This window comes from Microbulbifer sp. ABF4_143, from assembly GCF_056160225.1.
On the sequence record NZ_JBSWWT010000001.1, the window covers coordinates 54200 to 71757 of the forward strand.

Consider the following 17558-nt stretch of genomic DNA (forward strand, 5'->3'; position numbering starts at 1 on the left):
TCACGTTATTAACTATAGCTTGTAATCTGCGTGCAACTTCAACGCAGGAGCACCTCAAATGAGCAACGTCTATCCGAGAACTTTTTCCCACATCGGTATTTCCGTCCCCGATCTGGACAAGGCGGTTGAATTCTATACCCAGGTATTGGGCTGGTACCTGATTATGGAACCCACGCTGATCGAGGAGGACGACAGCGCCATTGGACAGATGTGTACCGACGTGTTCGGCGCGGGCTGGGGCAGCTTCCGTATCGCCCACCTGTCCACCGGTGACCGCATCGGTGTCGAGATATTTCAGTTCAACAACCAGGAAAACCCGGAAGACAACTTCGAATACTGGAAAACCGGAATTTTCCATTTCTGCGTGCAGGATCCCAATCTAGAGGAACTGGCCGAGCGTATCGTTGCCGCCGGCGGCAAAAAGCGCATGGAAAAACCCCGTTACTACTACCCGGGTGAGAAGCCGTACCGGATGATCTATATGGAAGATCCGTTTGGCAATATCCTGGAGCTGTATAGCCACAGCTATGAATTGATCTACAGTGCCGGCGCTTACTAACAGCCGGCCCAAAATCGGAAGCGGGCCGGTCCACCGCTCCCCACCGGCTCGCGCACTCGCCGCTTCCGTTTTGTCACAGGCGCCAGATGAACGTCAACTCGCTATCGAGCGGTTACGCACCGGAACTCTGTCGCTGCAGCGCAATCATCCGCTCAAACGGCTGTAACAGGCGCTCGCAGTTCGACTCCGGCTCCAATTGCTGCATCGCAACCACAATACTCTCCAGCGTCGACAGGCTGTTGGCGAGAGAGGAATGGCGGATCTGATAGTTGGACTGCAACTCCCCCTCAAAGCTGACCCGCGGCAACCGCTGCAACGTCGGGTGCAGATGCAGCATCTTCTTGGACTTGCGCCAGCTAGCATCGATCACGACCAGCTGCTGCAGCGCCCGAGCCTGCACAGTTCCAGCCTCTACCTGCTCCACCACCGGCAGCCACTCCAGCGACGGATAGAGCAGCGCCGACCGCGGTGCCAGCAGCCGTGCCAGCGCCTCCTCGGACAGGCGCTCCGCCACCACCAGCCCGCTGTTGTCCAGACACAGATGCGCCATACGCCCGGTATTGAACGGGTGCTTCTGCTCCAGCGGGTGCTGTATGATCAGCACCTTGATCCGATTGGCGATGTGGACCAGTGCGCTGCAGTAACAGACCTTCGGCGGGCGCTGGCAGGTTGGGCAGATTTGGCGCGGCATAGATGAGTCTAGATAAGGAATTTTCGGCCCAGTGGCTCTCTGAAGCGGAGATACCACTGGCGAATAAATTTTACCGCACGTATAAATTCCGCGGCAAAGCGCGGCGGCATGATTCCTGTATGGTGATCAGGGATGCACAGCAGCAGATTATTGCCTGTGGTTGTCTGAGGCAGCTGACGGGCGCTCAATTGCTGGCGGGAGTGGCCGTGGCACCTGATTCTCAGGGTCAGGGTGTCGCCCGTCTGCTGCTGAACAGTATGGCGGAAAAGTTCGACGATCAGACTTTTACCTTTCCCTACCGGCACCTGGTGCCGTTTTATCGCTCCCTCGGATTTGTAGAGGAAGACGAAGGCGGGCAGCCATCGGCGATACTGGATCGATTCCACACCTATCTGCGCCAGGGACGCGATATTGCATTAATGCGCTTTCAGAGCACCGACAGTTGAGCTGCTACTCCGCCGGCCAGTAGACCCGTATCAATGGAAGCAGAGCGCGCCCTTCGAGATCGAAAGCTTCATAGTGTGAAACCACTAAATCGGCCAAATCATCGATATCAACCAGGGTAACCGGAACCGTAGCCCGCTCGGCCTCGTAACGTGCATCTTTGCTGAATCCACCGGTGCTGACATAAAGGCCGGTGTCCCCATCGCGCAGGGCGCCGAGAAAGCTGCGCAACTGCTGTGTGTAGTGGTCAAGTTATTTTGGCCACTACACTACGAACATGTTAGGGAGATGGTACTAACCGCCACCGAGAAGCACCTAAAAAGCGACCACCCGAATTTGACTTTAACGACTATAAATCAATCCGTTTTAAGGGCCGCCGACTCTTGGTCTGCGCATCCGGAGCGGCGGGTTAATTGGGACTGGGCAGGCAGCTACCCGGATCTTAAATTCCGATATCCAAAGCGCTTTGAGTGTGCTGTGTGGAACAAGGGACAACTCAATGCCTTGTCATTTGGCCGCCCCACTTACAACTGTGGAAGTCTGCGGCTGGACTTCATTGAGGCAAGCCCAGAGAAGACGGAAAAATGGTTGTAGACGAGGATGACAAAGATGAAAAACACCTGAACTCATCCGAAAAGCAGAAAACTCCGCTTTCGAATGAAGTTGATCCAAAGGAGCTAACGGCGAAGCTACAGCAAGCCGTATTTCGCCAAGGGACAGATATTAAAAATAAGTCCTTTAGAAAATAATTTTCTATCTTGCGGGGCCACAACGGCCCCTATATTAAATTTCCAAATTTTTTGACGAAATGAATATTAGATTCAGAATAATACTCTCTATATTGATCACAATTTCTGCCTGCACGCCTAAGAACGATCGAGTCGCAGGCCACGATAATAGAAATTTCGAACTATTTTGTGAACAATTCACAAATCTCGTAAAAACGGAAAGCTACCCCACAATGACTGCACAGGAGCGTGCAGAGAAACTGGACTCCCTGCTCATCGAAAGGATTCCAGTTTCAAGCGACGCCTATCAGGCGTGGGCCGCTATTCGCAATGCTGCACCGTCGCAGCGCTCCAGCCTTTATAAAAGTGCGGCCCGCAGTGCCGGCATCAAAGACTGGCACTGCCCGGCGGTAGGGGAGTTTGGCAGCCAAGTTGGCTCGAATTGAGCACCGCTCACTGGTTGCGCGCCTCGGCGATAAACCTCTCCATCTGCGCCTCCAGCATCTCCATCGGCAGAGCCCCATTCGCCAACACCGAATCGTGAAATTCCCGCAGATCAAACTGATCCCCAAGCGCCTTCTCGGCCCTCGCCCTGAGCTCGCGAATCTTGATCTCCCCCATCTTGTAAGACAGCGCCTGCCCCGGCCAGGAGATATAGCGGTCCACTTCGGCGCGCACGTTGGCCTGAGACAGGGAGGTGTTGTCGGCGAGGAAATCCAGCGCCTGCTGGCGGGTCCAGCCCTGGGAGTGGATGCCGGTGTCGATCACCAGGCGCGCGGCGCGCCACATTTCGTAGCTGAGGCGGCCGAAGTGTTCGTAGGGGGTGGTGTAGATATCGTCCATCTCTTTGCCCAGGCGCTCCGAATAGAGGGCCCAGCCCTCGCCGAAGGCGCTGAGGTAGAGGTTGCGGCGGAAGTCGGGGACGTTTTCCAGTTCCAGGCTCAGGGCGCCCTGCAAATGGTGACCGGGGACGGCTTCGTGCAGGGTCAGGGCCGGCAGTTCGTACAGCGGGCGCTGGTCCAGGGCGTGGGTGTTGAGCCAGTAGGCGCCGCCGCGGGTACCGCCGACGGCGGCCGGGTTGTAGGAAGCCGTCGTGTAGTTGGGGGCGATTTCATCCGGCACCGGCACCACGCCGTAGGGCAGGCGCGGCAGCAGGCCGAAGAATTCCGGCAGCTGGTAGTCGATTTTCTTGGCGATATAGGACGCTTCCTTGAGCAGCTCCTGCGGGGTCTTTGCGTAAAACTGGGGGTCGGTGCGCAGGAATTCGGTGAACGCCTCGAGGCTGCCGTCGAAGCCGGATTCCCGCACCAGCGATTCCATTTCCGCGCGAATGCGCTTCACTTCGGCCAGGCCTATCCGGTGGATTTCGGCCGGGTCCATATCCAGTGTGACGTAGGTTTTTATTCCGTGGCGGTAGTAGTCCTTGCCACCGGGCAGGTCTTCGGCGGCGATGGTGTCGGTGGCGGCCTGCATATAGTCGCCTTCTAGGAAGTCGGCCACGCGCGCGAAGGCGGGAATGGCGGCGTCCTCAATGGCCTGCTGACCTTCGGCACGCAACCGCTGCTGCTCCTTCTTCGAAATGGTCGCGGGCATATTTTCGAAGGGTTCGTAGAGGCTGCTCTGCTTCGGATCGTCTTTGACCTGGGCGCGCACGGTCGGCGCCACGCCCTCGACGACGATTTTCGACTGCACGAAGCCGTCCTTTATGCCCTGGCGCATATTGGCGATGTTTTCGTCGAAGTAGCGGCCGAAATCCCGGATGCGCGCTATATAGTCCTCGTAGTCCTCCACGCCGGGCATGGCCAGGCCGTTATTGGCCTCCAGGGCAGAGCTCCAGAAGCTGTAGAAGGTGTTGAACGGGATGCGGTCGAGGAAGAGCTGGTTGCCCTCGACGGAGTTCTGCAGCACCCAGGTGAGCAGTTCCAGGTTGACGCGGTCGGATTCGTTCAGCTGTTCCGCGTCTATCTTGTTCAGGCGGGCGAGGAATTCCTGTTCCGCCTTCAGGCGGCGGGCGCGGTCTGCGGGGGCGACGCCGGGGAGGCGGTCGTTGTAGTCGGGCACGCCCATGCGGCCGGCGGTGATGGGGTCTTCTTTGAGGCTGTATTGCCAGTGGTCGTCGATGATGGATTGCAGCTGTTCGGTGGCGGTGGTGGCCCAGGTGCTGGGGGCGACCAGCCAGGTGACCATATACACAATAAACAGGAACTTCGGGGGCCGCGATAGCATTATTCTGCTCTCCAGGTTGTTTGCGCGTCCGGGGCTTCGGGTGATGGGCACGTCGCTGCGCTCCTTTGCCCATCCTACCAGGCCTGGCACTCCGGATATTGGGTCACTTTACCGTTTGTGGTGGGTCTGTTCAGACGGGATCGGTGGGGGGGGAAGCTTTTGGCGGGGTGAGTTCCCGGATTCCGCTTCGCTGCATCCGGGCTACCGGTGTGGTTTTTCGGGTACAAAAAAGGCCACCGCAACGGATGGCCTTTTTCGTTGGGGGAATCGCCTGCAGGGCAGGCTCCCACAGTTGGGGCAGTTGCCCCTGGGCGTGTTTACGCCTGTTCGACCGTCTGCTCTATGCGCCCGAAGATGGACTGGCCGTTGTCGTCCAGCATCTCGATCGCGATCTTGTCGCCGAACTGCATAAACGGCGTGCTCGGCTGGCCCTGCTGGATCGTCTCGATCATGCGGATCTCGGCGATGCAGCTGTAGCCGACGCCGCCCTCGGCCACCGGCTTGCCGGGGCCGCCGTCCAGCTTGTTGGACACGGTACCGGAGCCGATGATGGTGCCGGCGCACAGCGGGCGGGTCCTGGCGGCGTGGGCGATCAGCTGGCCGAAGTGGAAGGTCATATCCACGCCGGCATTGGGCTCGCCGAACTTCTCGCCGTTGAGGAAGGACTGCAGCGGCAGGTGCAGCTTGCCGTCTTTCCACTTGTCGCCCAGCTGTTCCGGGGTCACGCAGACAGGAGAAAAGGCGCTGCTCGGTTTGGACTGGTAGAAGCCGAAGCCCTTGGCCAGTTCACCCGGGATCAGGCCGCGCAGGGAGACGTCGTTGACCAGCATCACCAGCTTGATGTGCCCGAGCGCCTGCTCCGGGGTCACCCCCATCGGCACGTCGTCGGTGATGACTGCTATCTCGGCCTCGAAGTCGATACCGAAACCCTCGGCCTGGGGCATCAGGATCGGCTCGCGCGGGGCCAGGAAGCTGTCGGAGCCGCCCTGGTACATCAGCGGATCTGTCCAGAAGCTCTCCGGCATCTCGGCGCCGCGCGCCTTGCGCACCAGCTCCACGTGGTTGACGTAGGCGCTGCCGTCGGCCCAGTGGTAGGCGCGCGGCAGCGGCGAGTGGCATTGGGTCTGATCGAAGGGCTCGCCCTCGACTTCGCCGCTTTCGAGCTGCGCGTGCAGCCGCTCCAGCCTGGGGGCGATCTCGGCCCAGTTGTCCAGCGCGCTCTGCAGGGTCGGCGCGATTTCGGCGGCCGGGGCCATGCGTGTCAGGTCGTCGCTGACGACAACCAGCTGGCCGTCGCGGCCGGATTTGAGACTGGCTAGCTTCACTGTGCCTCCGTTTCAACAGTCGGTTTGAACTCTTCCTCGCCGTGCATCCAGGCGGCGTGCCTGGGCGCCTTCTTGGTGCGCGACCACTCCTCGAGCATATCCTCGGCCACCCGCTTCAGCTCTTCGTGCATGCCGGGCTTGGCGGTATTCGCGGCCAGCTCGATGCGGTGGCCGTTGGGGTCGAAGAAGTAGATGGATTGGAAAATGGTGTGGTTCGTCGGACCCAGCACCTCGACGCCGGCGGCTTCCAGCCTGGCCTTGGCCGCCAGCAGTTCGTCCATGCTCTCCACTTCCAGCGCGATGTGCTGCACCCACTTGGGGGTATTCTCGTCGCGGCCCATATCCGGGGAGTTGGGCAGTTCGAAGAAGGCCAGCACATTGCCCATGCCCGCATCGAGGAAGACATGCATATAGGGGTCCGGCTCGCCGGTGGAGGGCACCTTGTCCTCGGCGATGGCCAGTTGGAACTCCATGCCGAGCAGGTCGCGGTAGAACGCCACCGTCTCCTTGGCATCGCGGCAGCGGTAGGCGACGTGGTGAATGCGTTTGATCGCCATATCAGGCCTCTTTCTTTTCGTCCTGCTTGATGACGCCGCGCTTGAGCTGATCGCGCTCGATGGACTCGAACAGGGCCTTGAAGTTGCCCTCGCCAAAGCCCTCGTCCTGCTTGCGCTGGATAAACTCGAAGAACACCGGGCCGAGCATATTGGCGGAGAAGATCTGCAGCAGCAGGCGCGGCTGGCCGCCCTCGGTGGTGCCGTCGAGCAGTATGCCGCGCTTCTTCAGCTCGTCGGTGGGCTCGCCGTGGCCGGGCAGGCGCTCTTCCAGCATCTCGTAGTAGGTGTCCGGCGGCGGGGTCATAAACTCCATGCCGCGCTCCTTGAGGCGGTCCCAGCAGGCGATCAGGTCGTCGCAGGCGAAGGCGATGTGCTGGATACCCTCGCCGTTGTACTTCATCAGGAATTCTTCGATCTGGCCGCCGCCACCGGCCGCCTCCTCGTTCAGCGGGATGCGGATCTTGCCATCCGGCGCGGTCATGGCCTTGGACAGCAGGCCGGTGTACTCGCCCTTGATATCGAAGTAGCGGATCTCGCGGAAGTTGAACAGGTCTTCGTAGTACTTGGCCCAGTACTCCATGCGGCCGCGATAGACGTTGTGGGTCAGGTGGTCCAGGGTGTGGAAACCGCAGCCTTTCGGGTGGCGGTCGACGCCCTCGAACCAGTTGAAGTCGATATCGTAGATGGAGGAACCGTCTTCATAGCGGTCGATCAGGTACAGGGTGGCGCCGCCGATACCCTTGATGGCCGGCAGGCGCAGCTCCATCGGGCCAGTCTGCACTTCCACCGGCTGGGCGCCCTTCTTCAGCGCCTCTTCGTAGGCGAACTTGGCGTCCTTGACGCGGAAGGCCAGGCCGCAGGCGGAGGGGCCGTGCTCGCGGGCGTAGTAGTCGGCGTGGCTGCCCGGCTCGTAGTTGGTGATGAAGTTGATATCGCCCTGGCGCCACAGCTCGACGTCTTTGGAGCGGTGGCGGGCCACCTTCTCGAAGCCCATGGCCGCGAAGACGTTCTCGAGGATGCCTTTCTCCGGCGCGGTGAATTCGACGAACTCAAAGCCATCGAGGCCCATCGGGTTTTCAAACAAATCGGCCATATGGTCCTCCGTTATCTGTGTCTTTGCGCCGCCGCGTGGAGGGCGGTGGCGACTTGTTAGTTTCAAGCGCAACGAAGTTAGTTGCAGGTGTAACTAATGTCAAGTGGGGGCCGCAGGCGGAAACCCGATAGCGGCACCCGGTCACACACGGCCGTGCGCATCGCCGGGCGACGGCAGGCACTCCCCGATCAGCAGCCTTCACTGTAGTCGGGCGCGGCGCCAAACCCCACCGGCCGGAGGGCTCGACGCGCGCCCGCCGGCGCCCTGTTCACCCCGCCCTTTCTGTCTGCGCCAGAGCCGGTACAATCGCCCCCCAACCTGCCGGGCTATTGCCCCAACCTGGATGCCAGATAAGGACCACCTATGCTTCTCGCCGCCCTCGCCATCATCGCCGGATTCGCCCTGCTGGTCTGGAGCGCCGACCGCTTCGTCGAGGGCGCCGCCGCCACCGCCAAGCACGCCGGTATGCCGTCGCTGCTGATCGGCATGGTGATCGTCGGCTTCGGCACCTCGGCGCCGGAGATGGTGGTGTCCGCCATGGCCGCGCTGGACGGCAGTCCGGGCCTGGCGCTCGGCAATGCCTACGGCTCCAACATCACCAACACCGGCCTGATTCTCGGTTTTACCGCGCTGCTGATCCCGCTGACGGTGCACTCGAAGATAGTGCGCAAGGAGCTGCCGCTGCTGCTCGCGATCAGTTGCCTGACCGGCGCCTTCCTGTGGAACGACCAGTTGGCGCGCTGGGAGGCGCTGGTGCTGCTGGCGGGCTTCTTCGGCCTGATCGGCTGGTCCGTGGTCTCGGCGCTGCGCGGCAAGGGCGACATTCTGGAGAGCAATATGGAGAGCGAGCTGGAGATTCATTCGATGTCGCTCGGGCGCGCGCTCTTCTGGGTCGCGGCCGGCCTGGCGCTGTTGATCGTCAGCTCGCGCATCCTGGTCTGGGGCGCGGTGACCATCGCCGAGTCCCTGGGGGTCAGCGACCTGGTGATCGGCCTGACGATAGTCGCGCTCGGCACCTCCCTGCCGGAACTGGCGGCCACGGTGATCGCCGCGCGCAAGGGCGAGCACGATATCGCGATCGGCAATGTGGTGGGTTCGAATATGTTCAACCTGCTGGCGGTGGTGGGTATCGCCGGCGCCATAGCGCCCATGTCCGACGTGCCGCCGGAGGTGATGACGCGCGACTGGCCGATGGTTGTCGGCCTGACGGTGGCGCTGTTCATCTTCGGCTACGGCTTTCGCGGCCAGGGCCGCATCAACCGCTGGGAAGGCGCGGCGCTGCTCGCAGCCTATATCGCCTACACCGCCTACCTGGTGGTGACCATTACCCGCGCGGCCACCGCCTGACGCTTTTTGGGGCGGCCAGCGGCCGCCCCTACCGCTCCTCGAAGCGCCGCAGCTGCGCCTGCAGGCGCTCTATCTCCTCAAGAAGCTCTATCGCCAGCGCGGCGCCGGCCCGGTTGACGCCCAGGTCCCGCTCGAGGGTGTAGACCCTGCGCACGCGGCGCACGCAGATGCCACTGAAACGCCACTGGGCGTGGGCGCCGCCGCGCGGCTCTATAACGCCCTCCTCCACCAGCGCGATGATCTCCTCCGCCGGCAGCCCGCAGGCGCGGCAGAGTTCGCTCAGGGTCAGCTCGACCTCTTCGTCCAGCAGAGCGGCGCTGATTTCTTTTTCCGTGTCGCTTGCCATGGCGCTACCTCAGAAGCCCTTGCGGGGGTTGTAGTGGAAGGCGCGGCTTAGCTGGCGATAGGCCTCCTTCTCCGCCTCGCTGTGCGCCGGCGGCGCGACCACCTTGAGCACCGCAAACAGATCCCCCGGCTCCCGCGCCGGGATGCCGCGCCCCTTGAGGCGCAGCTTGCGCCCGCTCTGGCTGTTCGGCGGTATCGTCAGCTTGACCGGCCCCTGCGGCGTCGGCACCTCGATGGCGGCGCCCAGGGCCGCCTCCCAGGGCGCCAGGGGCAGATCCAGGAACACATCCTTGCCCTCCGGGCGGAACAGCCGGTGCGGGTTGAAGTGGATTTCCAGGTAGAGATCGCCGGCCGCGCCGCAGCCCGTGCCCGGTTCGCCCTGCCCGGCCAGGCGTATCTGCTGACCCTCGGTCACGCCCTTCGGGATCTTCACGTTGAGCTTGCGCTCGCGGATCTGCGCGCGGCCGTCGGCGCCCGGCTCCCGGTGGCTGAGAGTGATCTGCCGCGTCGCGCCGCGGTAGCTGTCCTCCAGGTCGATATGGATTCTGGCGTAGGTGTTCTCCCCCTGGGCGCGGTACTGGCGCCAGCGCGTGTTGCCCCTGTCGCCGAAGTGGCCGCGGGCGAAGCCGCCGCCGAAGAGACTCTCGAAGAAGTCGCTGAACATGCCCGGATCCGCCTCGGTGAAGCCGCCGCCGCGAAACTCAAAACCCCGGTCCCAGTCCGGCGGCGGGCGGAACTCCTGGCCCGCCTGCCAGCCGCTGCCGAGCTGGTCGTAGGCGGCGCGCTTCTCCGGATCCTTGAGCACCTCATAGGCCTCGCTGATTTCCTTGAAGCGATCCTCGGCGCCGGCCTCCGCACTGACATCCGGGTGGTATTTGCGCGCCAGCTTGCGGTAGGCCCGCTTGATCTCCGCCTGATCTGCGTCGCGTTGCAGGCCGAGAATCTTGTAGTAGTCCTTGTATTCCATGGCTTTAATAAAAGCCGAAGATCGCCGGCTCCGCCATGGCCGCAGGGAGCGACAGCGGGATGGGCAGAGGGCGGCGGGGCCGTCACCTGCCATCGATGGGCACGCTGCGCTTTGCCCATCCTACAAAAAAGCCGCCCGGAGGGCGGCTTGGTGAAGGGTCAGCTCTCGGTTTCCGGCACCCGGCTCAGGTCGCCGACGCCCGCCTCCTTCAGCAGCGAGTCGACCAGCGGCGCCATGGCGCGGTGTTTCAGGGCGCTGCCGACCAGGGCTTCCGGCAGGCTCTGGCCCTTGGCATCGCCCTCGCTGTCGAGGATGCCGCCGCTGGCGCGGCCGTCGATACCGTTCAGGCCCTCGACGGAGATGATCTTCATGCCCTCGATGCTCTCCAGCGGCTTGACGCTCTCGCGGATGATATGCGGCAGGTTCTCGTGCAGGCTGAGGACCTTCTTCAGCGCTATCTGCGCGTCGTTGAGGCTGTTGAAGGCCTCGTTCATCAGGCGCTGGCCCTCGGCGTCCACCGCGTACTTCTCGCGGTCCGCCTCCACCTTGATGCGCACAGCCTCCGCCTCGGCGGCGGCCTGCAGGCGCAGGGCCTCGGCCTTGTCTTCCGCGGCGGCCTTCTCCGCTTCCGCGGCCACCTTGATCGCGGTGGCCTGGCGCTCGGCCTCTTTCTGCGCCTCGATGATTTCGATGCGCTTGTCCCGCTCGGCGACCTCCACATCCTTGGCGGTGCGCACCTGCTCCTCGGCTTTCACCGCATCGGCCAGGGCCACGTTGGCCTGCTGGTCGGCAACCGACTGCTCTTTGGATTTCTCCGCAACCGCGATGGCGCGCTCCTGCTCGGCGATCTCGACGGACTTCTGCTTGGAGATACGCTGCTCCTCTAGGATGCGCTCGCGCTCTATCTCCTGCTCCTGCAGGCGTTTCTCCTTTTCAATTTCCAGCAGTTTGGTGGCCTGTTCGGCGGCGATACGCGCCTGGTCCACCTCGCGCTGGGCCTCGATCTCCGCCTGGCGCGCGGCGCGCTCCTGGGCGGCCTGCTCGCGCGCGATATCGGCCTTCTGCGCCGCCTCGCGGTTTTCCAGTTCGCGCTGCTGTTCCAGATAGGCGTAGCGCTTCTCCTTTTCGATCTCCAGCTTCTGGCGCTCCGCCTCGAGATTTTTCTTCTCGATCTGCACCATGGTTTCCTGTTCGACGTCGTTCACTTCCTTGCGCCGCGCCTCGATGGAGCGGGTCATGCTGGCCAGACCCTCGGCGTCAAACACATTGTCCTGGTTGAAGAATTCCTTGTGGGTCTGGTCGAGGCCGGTCAGTGAAACCGACTCGAGTTCCAGGCCGTTTTTCAGCAGGTCCTCGGACACCACCTGCTGCACCTTCTGTACGAACTGGCTGCGCTGCTCGTGCAGCTCTGCCATCTCCATTTCCGCGGCCACAGAGCGCAGCGCGTCGACGAACTTGCCCTCGATCATTTCCTTCAGCGCGTCGGGGTCCAGCGTGCGCAGGCCCAGGGTCTGGGCCGCGTTGGCGATGGCGTCGGTATCCGGCTTGACGCGCAGATAGAACTCCGCGAGTACGTCCACACGCATGCGGTCCTTGGTGATCAGCGCCTGGTGCTCTTTGCGCGACACCGCCAGGCGCAGGGTATTCATGTTTACCGGGATGATTTCGTGCAGCACCGGCAGCACCAGTGCACCGCCGTTCATGATCACCTTCTGTCCGCCCATGCCGGTGCGCACAAAGGAGCGCTCCTTGGAGGCGCGGGTGTAGAGGCGCGCGAAGATGGTGCCTATCACGATCAGGCCGACCAGCACGGCACCGGCCATAAATAAAATCGTGGAAACGTTTTCGATCATATTCACTTGGTTTTCTCCTTATTAGTGATTTACCAGGTGCTGGCTGGTGGGGCGGATTGCGCGGAAATTGCTCCCGCGCTCTTCCACCAGCAGCACCTGCTCTCCCTGGGAAAAGGTCTCATCTCCGTCCGGCTCCACCATCACATAGTGGGTGGTGCCATACTCGTCGCTGAAGCGCGCCTCCGCCGGTGAGCCGGCCGCGGCCTCGCCGATGGTGATCACGGCCACGCGGCCGATAAAGGATTTGCGCGCGACCGCCTCCGTCTCGTCGCCGACCGCAAAGCGACGCAGCAGGTTGCCGACGAGGCGCACCTGCGGCAGCGCCAGCAGGAACACCGGCACCGCGAGCAGCCAGCCCGGCAGCAAAAAGCCAAGCAGGGATTCGGCGAACATCTGTAACATCAGGCCGCAGATACCGAAGCTGACCAGGAAGGCGACCAGCAGGATCAGCGCCGGCACCTCGCCGAAACGCAGCCAGCCGAGAAATTTTGTCAACACACCGCCGGGCTCGGTGTCCGGCGCGTCCAGGTCGAAATCCGGCAGCAGGTTGTCGAGCAGGTCGGAGATGCCGGCGCCGATCAGGGTCATAACCCCCTCGAGCACCGCGATCATCAGCATCAGCACCAGGGCGCCGGTGAACAGCAGGTTGCCGTCTTGAAGCAGGAAAGCCATCAAGCCTCCGATTTGATTTTTGCCAGCCGCTCCTTGATGCGGTTGTTGCGCGCCAGCTCCTCGAGCTCGGCCAGCTTGCTCGCGTCTGCGCTGCTTTTCGATGTGGGCACGCCGGCGCGCTCGAGCACGCGGTTGAAGGCGTCGGTGGCCTGATCGATCCTGTCCGCGGTGGCGCGGCTGCTGCCGCGCTGCTCAGCGCTGGCGCCGTTGCTGACATGCTCGCTGGCTTTGGCAAATTCGCGCAGCTGCTCGCGCATCTCGCGCTTCTTGCCCTGTAGCGCACCGATATAGGCGTTCAGCTCCTTGATCTCCGCATCGGCGTCACCGATGGCCTTTTCCAGTACCGGCAGCTGCGCCTCGATATCCATCTGCTTGGCGATGGCCGCCTCGGCCAGATCGTCGCGGCCCTCTTTCACCGCTATATCGATCTGCTCCGCCAGCGCGCTGTGGCGGCTGTTTTCGTCGTTCAGGGTCTTGCTGCTCAGGTACTTGGCCGCTTCGGCCTTGCCCAGTTGGTCGCGCACCTCGGCGATGGCGTCGTCAATCTCGCGGATCGCCTGTTCCATCACCAGTTGCGGAGTTGCGTTTTCCACCGAGTCCACCAGGGCGTTGGCGGAGGCGGATATCAGCCGGGAAATACGTTTTACCAGTCCCTCTTTCATTGTTATCTCCTTCCAGTCGATTGATTGAACTATTGGTTCAACAGGCCGTGAACCCGTTTTCTGATGCGCTCGGCACTGTGCGGATCGGCGGCGCGCGGCGCCTCCTGCAGCGCGAACAGCAAAAGCTTTTCCAGGAATGCCTCCACTGCCGGCAGCGCCCTGCGCTCCAGCGCCGGTGTGAGCGCCTCCTCGTCCGCGCAGGCCTGCACCGCTGCCGCGCCTTCGGCGAGCAGCTCCAGCAGTGCTTCCACCAGCAGGCTTCGGTGGCTTTCCTCGGCGTAGCGGGCCTTGATCGGGAGGATGGATTCGGTGGAGGCGATATAGGCGCGAGCGAAGCTCTGCAAGCCGACGGATTCCCGCGCCATTGCGATCAGCTCGCGCACCTTCTCGCTCTGGGTGACGGCGCCGTTGCGGTCGATGGACATCAGGTAGGCGTAGTCGTCCGCTGACAGGCGCGCCGATATGGATTGCGATTTATTCAGCATCGTCGTCCCTTCCGTATGCGTATACAAACGTACACATGCCGGCTCGAGCGGTCAACGCATAATTTGTGCATTTTCCACCGGGGACGATTTGGGCGCCGCGCGGACAGGCCGGTGCCACTGTGCTTTGCTTACTGGATGAACAGCATGTCCGCGCACAACCTAATTCTCAACGTCGACAGCTACAAGGCCAGCCACTACCTGCAGTACCCGCCGGGCGCCGAGTATGTGAGCAGTTACATCGAGTGCCGCGGCGGCGAGTTTCCCGAGGCGCTGTTCTTCGGTCTGCAGGCGTTTATCAAGCAGTATCTTCTGGCGCCTATCTCCTCCGCGGATATCGACGAGGCGGAGGCGATGCTGCACGCCCACGGCCTGCCCTGCCACCGCGCCGGCTGGGAGCACATTCTCGAGGCCCACGGCGGCCTGCTGCCACTGGAGATCTCCGCGGTGCCCGAGGGCACACTGGTGCCGCTGCACAATGTGATGCTGCAGCTGGTGAACACCTGTCCCGCCTGCTTCTGGCTGACCAGCTATATCGAGACGGCGCTGGTGCGCGCCATCTGGTATCCGGTCACCGTCGCGACCCAGAGCCGCGAGATCAAGAAGGTCATCGCCGGCTACCTGAAGGAAACCGCGGACACCCTCGACAACCTGCCGTTCAAGCTGCACGACTTCGGCGCCCGCGGCGCCAGCAGCCTGGAGACGGCGATGCTCGGCGGCATGGCGCACCTGGTGAACTTCCAGGGCACGGACACGGTGTCCGGGCTGGTGGCGGCGCGCGAATTCTACGCTGCGGACATGGCCGGCTACTCGATACCGGCCGCCGAGCACAGCACCATCACCGCCTGGGGCAAGGAGCGGGAGGCGGATGCCTACGCGAATATGCTCGACCGGTTCGCCGGGCCGGACAAAATGGTGGCGGTGGTCAGCGACAGCTACGACCTGTGGAACGCGATCGAAAATATCTGGGGCGGTGTGCTCAGGCAGCGGGTGATCGACAATGGCGGCACAGTAGTGATCCGGCCCGACTCCGGCGAGCCGGTGCCCATAGTCACCGAGACTATCGAGCGGCTGATGCGCATCTTCGGCTCCAGGGCAAACAGCAGGGGCTACCGGGTGCTGCCGGACTTTATCCGCGTGATTCAGGGGGACGGCGTGTCCCGGCGCTCGATCCCCAAAATCCTGCAGGCGATGAAGGCGCGCAAGCAGAGCGCGGACAATGTGACCTTCGGCATGGGTGGCGAGTTACTGCAGAAGCTGGACCGGGACCTGCTCAGCTTCGCGATGAAGGCCAGCGCGATACGCATCGACGGCCGCTGGCACGATGTATACAAGAACCCGGTCACAGGCCCGGCGAAGAAATCCAAACGCGGGCGCCTGGCGCTGGTGCGAGATTCGCACAATAAATTCCGCACGGTGGCGCTGGAAAAGCTGGGGAACAGGGACAACCTGCTGCGGCCTGTCTATCGCGACGGGCGGCTGCTGCTGGAAACGACTTTCGATGAGGTGCGCGCGCGGGCGGAGATCTGAACTGCGGCAAGGCACCTGTAGGAGCGGCCCATGGCCGCGATCGACCTATCCGATTTCTCTGGAATCCGATCGCGGCCATGGGCCGCTCCTACACGGAATAGTAAAGATCCGGAAGAATTTATTTCTCGACGAAGGCCCGCTCGATCACATACTCGTGCGGCACGCCGGCGCGGGTCTCGCGGAAGCCCCAGTCGTCGAGAATCGCGGTCAGATCCTTCAGCATCGCCGGGCTGCCGCAGAGCATAAAGCGGTCCTCCTCGACATTCGGCCTGGGCACACCCAAATCCTTGAAGATCTTGCCGGACAGCATCAGATCGGTCAGGCGGCCGTTGTTGCGGTACGGCTCGCGGGTCACGGTCGGGTAGTAGAGCAACTGTTCGCGCACCATCTCGCCGAAATACTCGTGGTTCGGCAGCTCCTGCTCGATATGCTGCTGATAGGCCAGTTCGGATACATAGCGCACACCGTGGGTCAGAATCACCTGGTCGAAGCGCTCGTAGACATCCGGATCCTTGATGATACTGAGGAAGGGCGCCAGGCCGGTGCCGGTGGACAGCAACCACAGGCGCTTGCCCGGCAGCAGGTGATCCGCCACCAGGGTGCCGGTGGGCTTGCGGCTGACGAAGATCTCATCGCCGGGTTTGATTTTCTGCAGCTGCGAGGTCAGCGGGCCGTTCGGCACCTTGATGCTGAAGAATTCCAGCTCGTCCTCGTAGTTGGCGCTGGCAATCGAATAGGCGCGCAGCAGCGGGCGGCCGTTCTCCTGCGGCAGGCCGATCATCGTGAAGTGGCCGTTCTCGAAGCGGAAACTCGGATCGCGGCTGGTCTTGAAGCTGAACAAAGTGTCGTTCCAGTGGTGGACTGCCAACACCTTCTCAATATTCAGATTGCTCATAACTTCCCATTCAACTCTATACAGTGGCGCATATTCAATTTTAATCTAAAATTAGAACCAGTTATTCCTGAATTCTCTTAATGGTTGAATTCTAGCCCTGGAATATCTATTGGCAAAATGGGATATTTCAATACTTGTTATCGGTTTTACAGATAAAGATCTGGGGGCCATTTTGCGCTACTCCCTGCGCCAGCTGGAAGTCTTCCTCGCCTGCGCCCACTACCAGAATGTGAGCCGCGCGGCGGAGAGCCTGAACATGTCCCAGTCCGCCGCCTCCACCGCGCTGAAGGAGTTCGAACAGCAGTTCGAACTGCGCCTGTTCGAGCGCACCGGCAAGCGGCTGCGCCTGAACGAGTTGGGGCGCCAGCTGTGGCCGCGGGCGGAGGCGCTGCTGGAGCGGGCGCGGGAACTGGAGCAGGCGCTGGCCGCACACCGCGACCTGGGGCGACTGAAGATAGGCGCGACCCTGACCATCGGCAACTATCTGGCCGCCGGGGTCATGGCCCGCTATATGGAGGAACAGCCGGGGGCGCGGGTGCAGCTGGAGGTGGACAATACCTCCGCCATCGCCGAGGGGGTGCTGAACTTCGAGCTGGATCTGGGCCTGATCGAGGGGGAGCTGAATCACCCGGATCTGGAGATGATCCCCTGGCGCGACGACGAACTGGTGGTCTTCTGCGCGCCGGAGCACCCGCTGGCCGGGCGCAGGCGCCTGTCGGACCGGGACCTGGTCGCCGCCACCTGGATCACCCGCGAACCCGGCTCCGGCACCCGCCAGACCTTCGAACGCGCGATGACCGGCCTGTTGCCGCAGCTGCATATACGCTTGGAGCTGCAGCACACGGAGGCAATCAAGCGCGCGGTGGAGGCGGGGCTCGGCATCAGCTGTCTGTCTCGCGTGTCGCTGACCGATGCACTGAAGCGCGGTTCTCTGGTGGAACTGCCGGTGCCGCAGCGGGACTTCTCGCGCGAGTTCTACTTCGCGCTGCACCGGCAGAAATACAGGAGTGCGGGTATCGAGCGCTGGCTGGAACTGTGTCGGCAGGTGGCCTAACGACCGGATCTGCCACCGCCTGCTATCAGACCAGTGGAGATTGCCTGTAAGACCAATCGTGTTAATATCTTAACCAGTATCGTCCGTGTCCCACCGATCAAGGCCGCGGATCCCAGCCGCCCGGCGCA

The 17558-nt window shown here is 62.5% G+C and carries 20 protein-coding genes; 7 read left to right on the forward strand and 13 right to left on the reverse strand.

What is annotated here, in order from left to right; translation table 11 throughout:
- The first annotated feature begins 58 nt into the window (after window positions 1-58).
- Window positions 59-559 carry a lactoylglutathione lyase family protein gene (locus tag ACXAF3_RS00260; RefSeq protein ID WP_475110295.1) on the forward strand — a complete coding sequence of 167 codons (501 nt, stop codon included), beginning with the start codon at window positions 59-61 and terminating at the stop codon, window positions 557-559.
- A 112-nt stretch (window positions 560-671) separates the two neighbouring features.
- Here ACXAF3_RS00260 and ACXAF3_RS00265 read toward each other — a convergent pair whose 3' ends face one another.
- Window positions 672-1250, reverse strand: coding sequence for a tRNA-uridine aminocarboxypropyltransferase (locus ACXAF3_RS00265; RefSeq protein WP_475110296.1), 579 nt, complete (start codon window positions 1248-1250; stop codon window positions 672-674).
- A 2-nt stretch (window positions 1251-1252) separates the two neighbouring features.
- On the opposite strand from ACXAF3_RS00265, the gene ACXAF3_RS00270 reads away from it, so the two are divergent.
- Window positions 1253-1696, forward strand: a complete 444-nt coding sequence (locus ACXAF3_RS00270; RefSeq protein ID WP_475110297.1) for a GNAT family N-acetyltransferase — start codon at window positions 1253-1255, stop codon at window positions 1694-1696.
- 4 nt (window positions 1697-1700) lie between these two features.
- On the opposite strand, the gene ACXAF3_RS00275 is transcribed toward ACXAF3_RS00270, so the two are convergent.
- Window positions 1701-1925, reverse strand: coding sequence for a restriction endonuclease (locus tag ACXAF3_RS00275; RefSeq protein ID WP_475110298.1), 225 nt, complete (start codon window positions 1923-1925; stop codon window positions 1701-1703).
- A 353-nt stretch (window positions 1926-2278) separates the two neighbouring features.
- On the opposite strand from ACXAF3_RS00275, the gene ACXAF3_RS00280 reads away from it, so the two are divergent.
- Both ACXAF3_RS00280 and ACXAF3_RS00285 read left to right on the forward strand, forming a co-directional pair.
- A complete protein-coding gene (locus tag ACXAF3_RS00280; protein WP_475110299.1) occupies window positions 2279-2443 on the forward strand; it encodes a hypothetical protein in 165 nt (54 codons plus the stop codon).
- Between the two features lie 212 nt (window positions 2444-2655).
- Window positions 2656-2868, forward strand: coding sequence for a hypothetical protein (locus ACXAF3_RS00285; protein WP_475110300.1), 213 nt, complete (start codon window positions 2656-2658; stop codon window positions 2866-2868).
- Between the two features lie 7 nt (window positions 2869-2875).
- Here the strand turns inward: ACXAF3_RS00285 and ACXAF3_RS00290 are convergent, their stop codons facing one another.
- From ACXAF3_RS00290 to hppD, 4 genes are all read right to left on the reverse strand, one after another.
- The gene (locus tag ACXAF3_RS00290) at window positions 2876-4648 is read right to left on the reverse strand and encodes a DUF885 domain-containing protein (protein WP_475110301.1); all 1773 of its coding nucleotides are present in this window, start codon (window positions 4646-4648) and stop codon (window positions 2876-2878) included.
- A 317-nt stretch (window positions 4649-4965) separates the two neighbouring features.
- Window positions 4966-5973 (reverse strand): fumarylacetoacetate hydrolase family protein, encoded by a 1008-nt coding sequence (locus ACXAF3_RS00295; protein ID WP_475110302.1) that lies wholly within the window; start codon window positions 5971-5973, stop codon window positions 4966-4968.
- Window positions 5970-6530: a VOC family protein gene (locus ACXAF3_RS00300; RefSeq protein WP_475110303.1), complete on the reverse strand. Its 561-nt coding sequence runs from the start codon at window positions 6528-6530 to the stop codon at window positions 5970-5972. Before ACXAF3_RS00300 ends, ACXAF3_RS00295 begins: the two co-directional genes overlap by 4 nt.
- Before the next feature lies 1 nt (window position 6531).
- Window positions 6532-7623, reverse strand: coding sequence for a 4-hydroxyphenylpyruvate dioxygenase (gene hppD / locus ACXAF3_RS00305; protein ID WP_475110304.1), 1092 nt, complete (start codon window positions 7621-7623; stop codon window positions 6532-6534).
- A 363-nt stretch (window positions 7624-7986) separates the two neighbouring features.
- On the opposite strand from hppD, the gene ACXAF3_RS00310 reads away from it, so the two are divergent.
- Window positions 7987-8970: a calcium/sodium antiporter gene (locus tag ACXAF3_RS00310; RefSeq protein WP_475110305.1), complete on the forward strand. Its 984-nt coding sequence runs from the start codon at window positions 7987-7989 to the stop codon at window positions 8968-8970.
- Window positions 8971-8998: 28 nt separating this feature from the next.
- Here the strand turns inward: ACXAF3_RS00310 and ACXAF3_RS00315 are convergent, their stop codons facing one another.
- The 6 genes from ACXAF3_RS00315 to ACXAF3_RS00340 all read right to left on the reverse strand — a co-directional run bounded on the left by ACXAF3_RS00315 (window position 8999) and on the right by ACXAF3_RS00340 (window position 13954).
- Window positions 8999-9316 carry a chaperone modulator CbpM gene (locus tag ACXAF3_RS00315; protein ID WP_475110306.1) on the reverse strand — a complete coding sequence of 106 codons (318 nt, stop codon included), beginning with the start codon at window positions 9314-9316 and terminating at the stop codon, window positions 8999-9001.
- 9 nt (window positions 9317-9325) lie between these two features.
- Window positions 9326-10282 carry a DnaJ C-terminal domain-containing protein gene (locus tag ACXAF3_RS00320; RefSeq protein ID WP_475110307.1) on the reverse strand — a complete coding sequence of 319 codons (957 nt, stop codon included), beginning with the start codon at window positions 10280-10282 and terminating at the stop codon, window positions 9326-9328.
- A gap of 158 nt (window positions 10283-10440) precedes the next feature.
- Window positions 10441-12135, reverse strand: coding sequence for a flotillin family protein (locus ACXAF3_RS00325; protein ID WP_475110570.1), 1695 nt, complete (start codon window positions 12133-12135; stop codon window positions 10441-10443).
- A gap of 21 nt (window positions 12136-12156) precedes the next feature.
- Window positions 12157-12807 (reverse strand): YqiJ family protein, encoded by a 651-nt coding sequence (locus ACXAF3_RS00330; RefSeq protein ID WP_475110308.1) that lies wholly within the window; start codon window positions 12805-12807, stop codon window positions 12157-12159.
- Window positions 12807-13469, reverse strand: a complete 663-nt coding sequence (locus tag ACXAF3_RS00335; RefSeq protein ID WP_475110309.1) for a PspA/IM30 family protein — start codon at window positions 13467-13469, stop codon at window positions 12807-12809. The genes ACXAF3_RS00330 and ACXAF3_RS00335 overlap by 1 nt, the downstream gene beginning before the upstream one ends.
- A gap of 29 nt (window positions 13470-13498) precedes the next feature.
- The gene (locus tag ACXAF3_RS00340) at window positions 13499-13954 is read right to left on the reverse strand and encodes a hypothetical protein (RefSeq protein WP_475110310.1); all 456 of its coding nucleotides are present in this window, start codon (window positions 13952-13954) and stop codon (window positions 13499-13501) included.
- A gap of 144 nt (window positions 13955-14098) precedes the next feature.
- Here ACXAF3_RS00340 and ACXAF3_RS00345 point away from each other — a divergent pair, with 144 nt between their 5' ends.
- Complete coding sequence (locus ACXAF3_RS00345) at window positions 14099-15481, forward strand: nicotinate phosphoribosyltransferase (protein WP_475110311.1); 1383 nt, start codon at window positions 14099-14101, stop codon at window positions 15479-15481.
- A gap of 118 nt (window positions 15482-15599) precedes the next feature.
- Here the strand turns inward: ACXAF3_RS00345 and ACXAF3_RS00350 are convergent, their stop codons facing one another.
- Window positions 15600-16376 (reverse strand): ferredoxin--NADP reductase, encoded by a 777-nt coding sequence (locus ACXAF3_RS00350; protein WP_475110312.1) that lies wholly within the window; start codon window positions 16374-16376, stop codon window positions 15600-15602.
- Window positions 16377-16548: 172 nt separating this feature from the next.
- Between ACXAF3_RS00350 and ACXAF3_RS00355 the strand changes: the two genes are divergently transcribed.
- Window positions 16549-17430, forward strand: coding sequence for a LysR family transcriptional regulator (locus tag ACXAF3_RS00355; RefSeq protein ID WP_475110313.1), 882 nt, complete (start codon window positions 16549-16551; stop codon window positions 17428-17430).
- Window positions 17431-17558 lie beyond the last annotated feature (128 nt).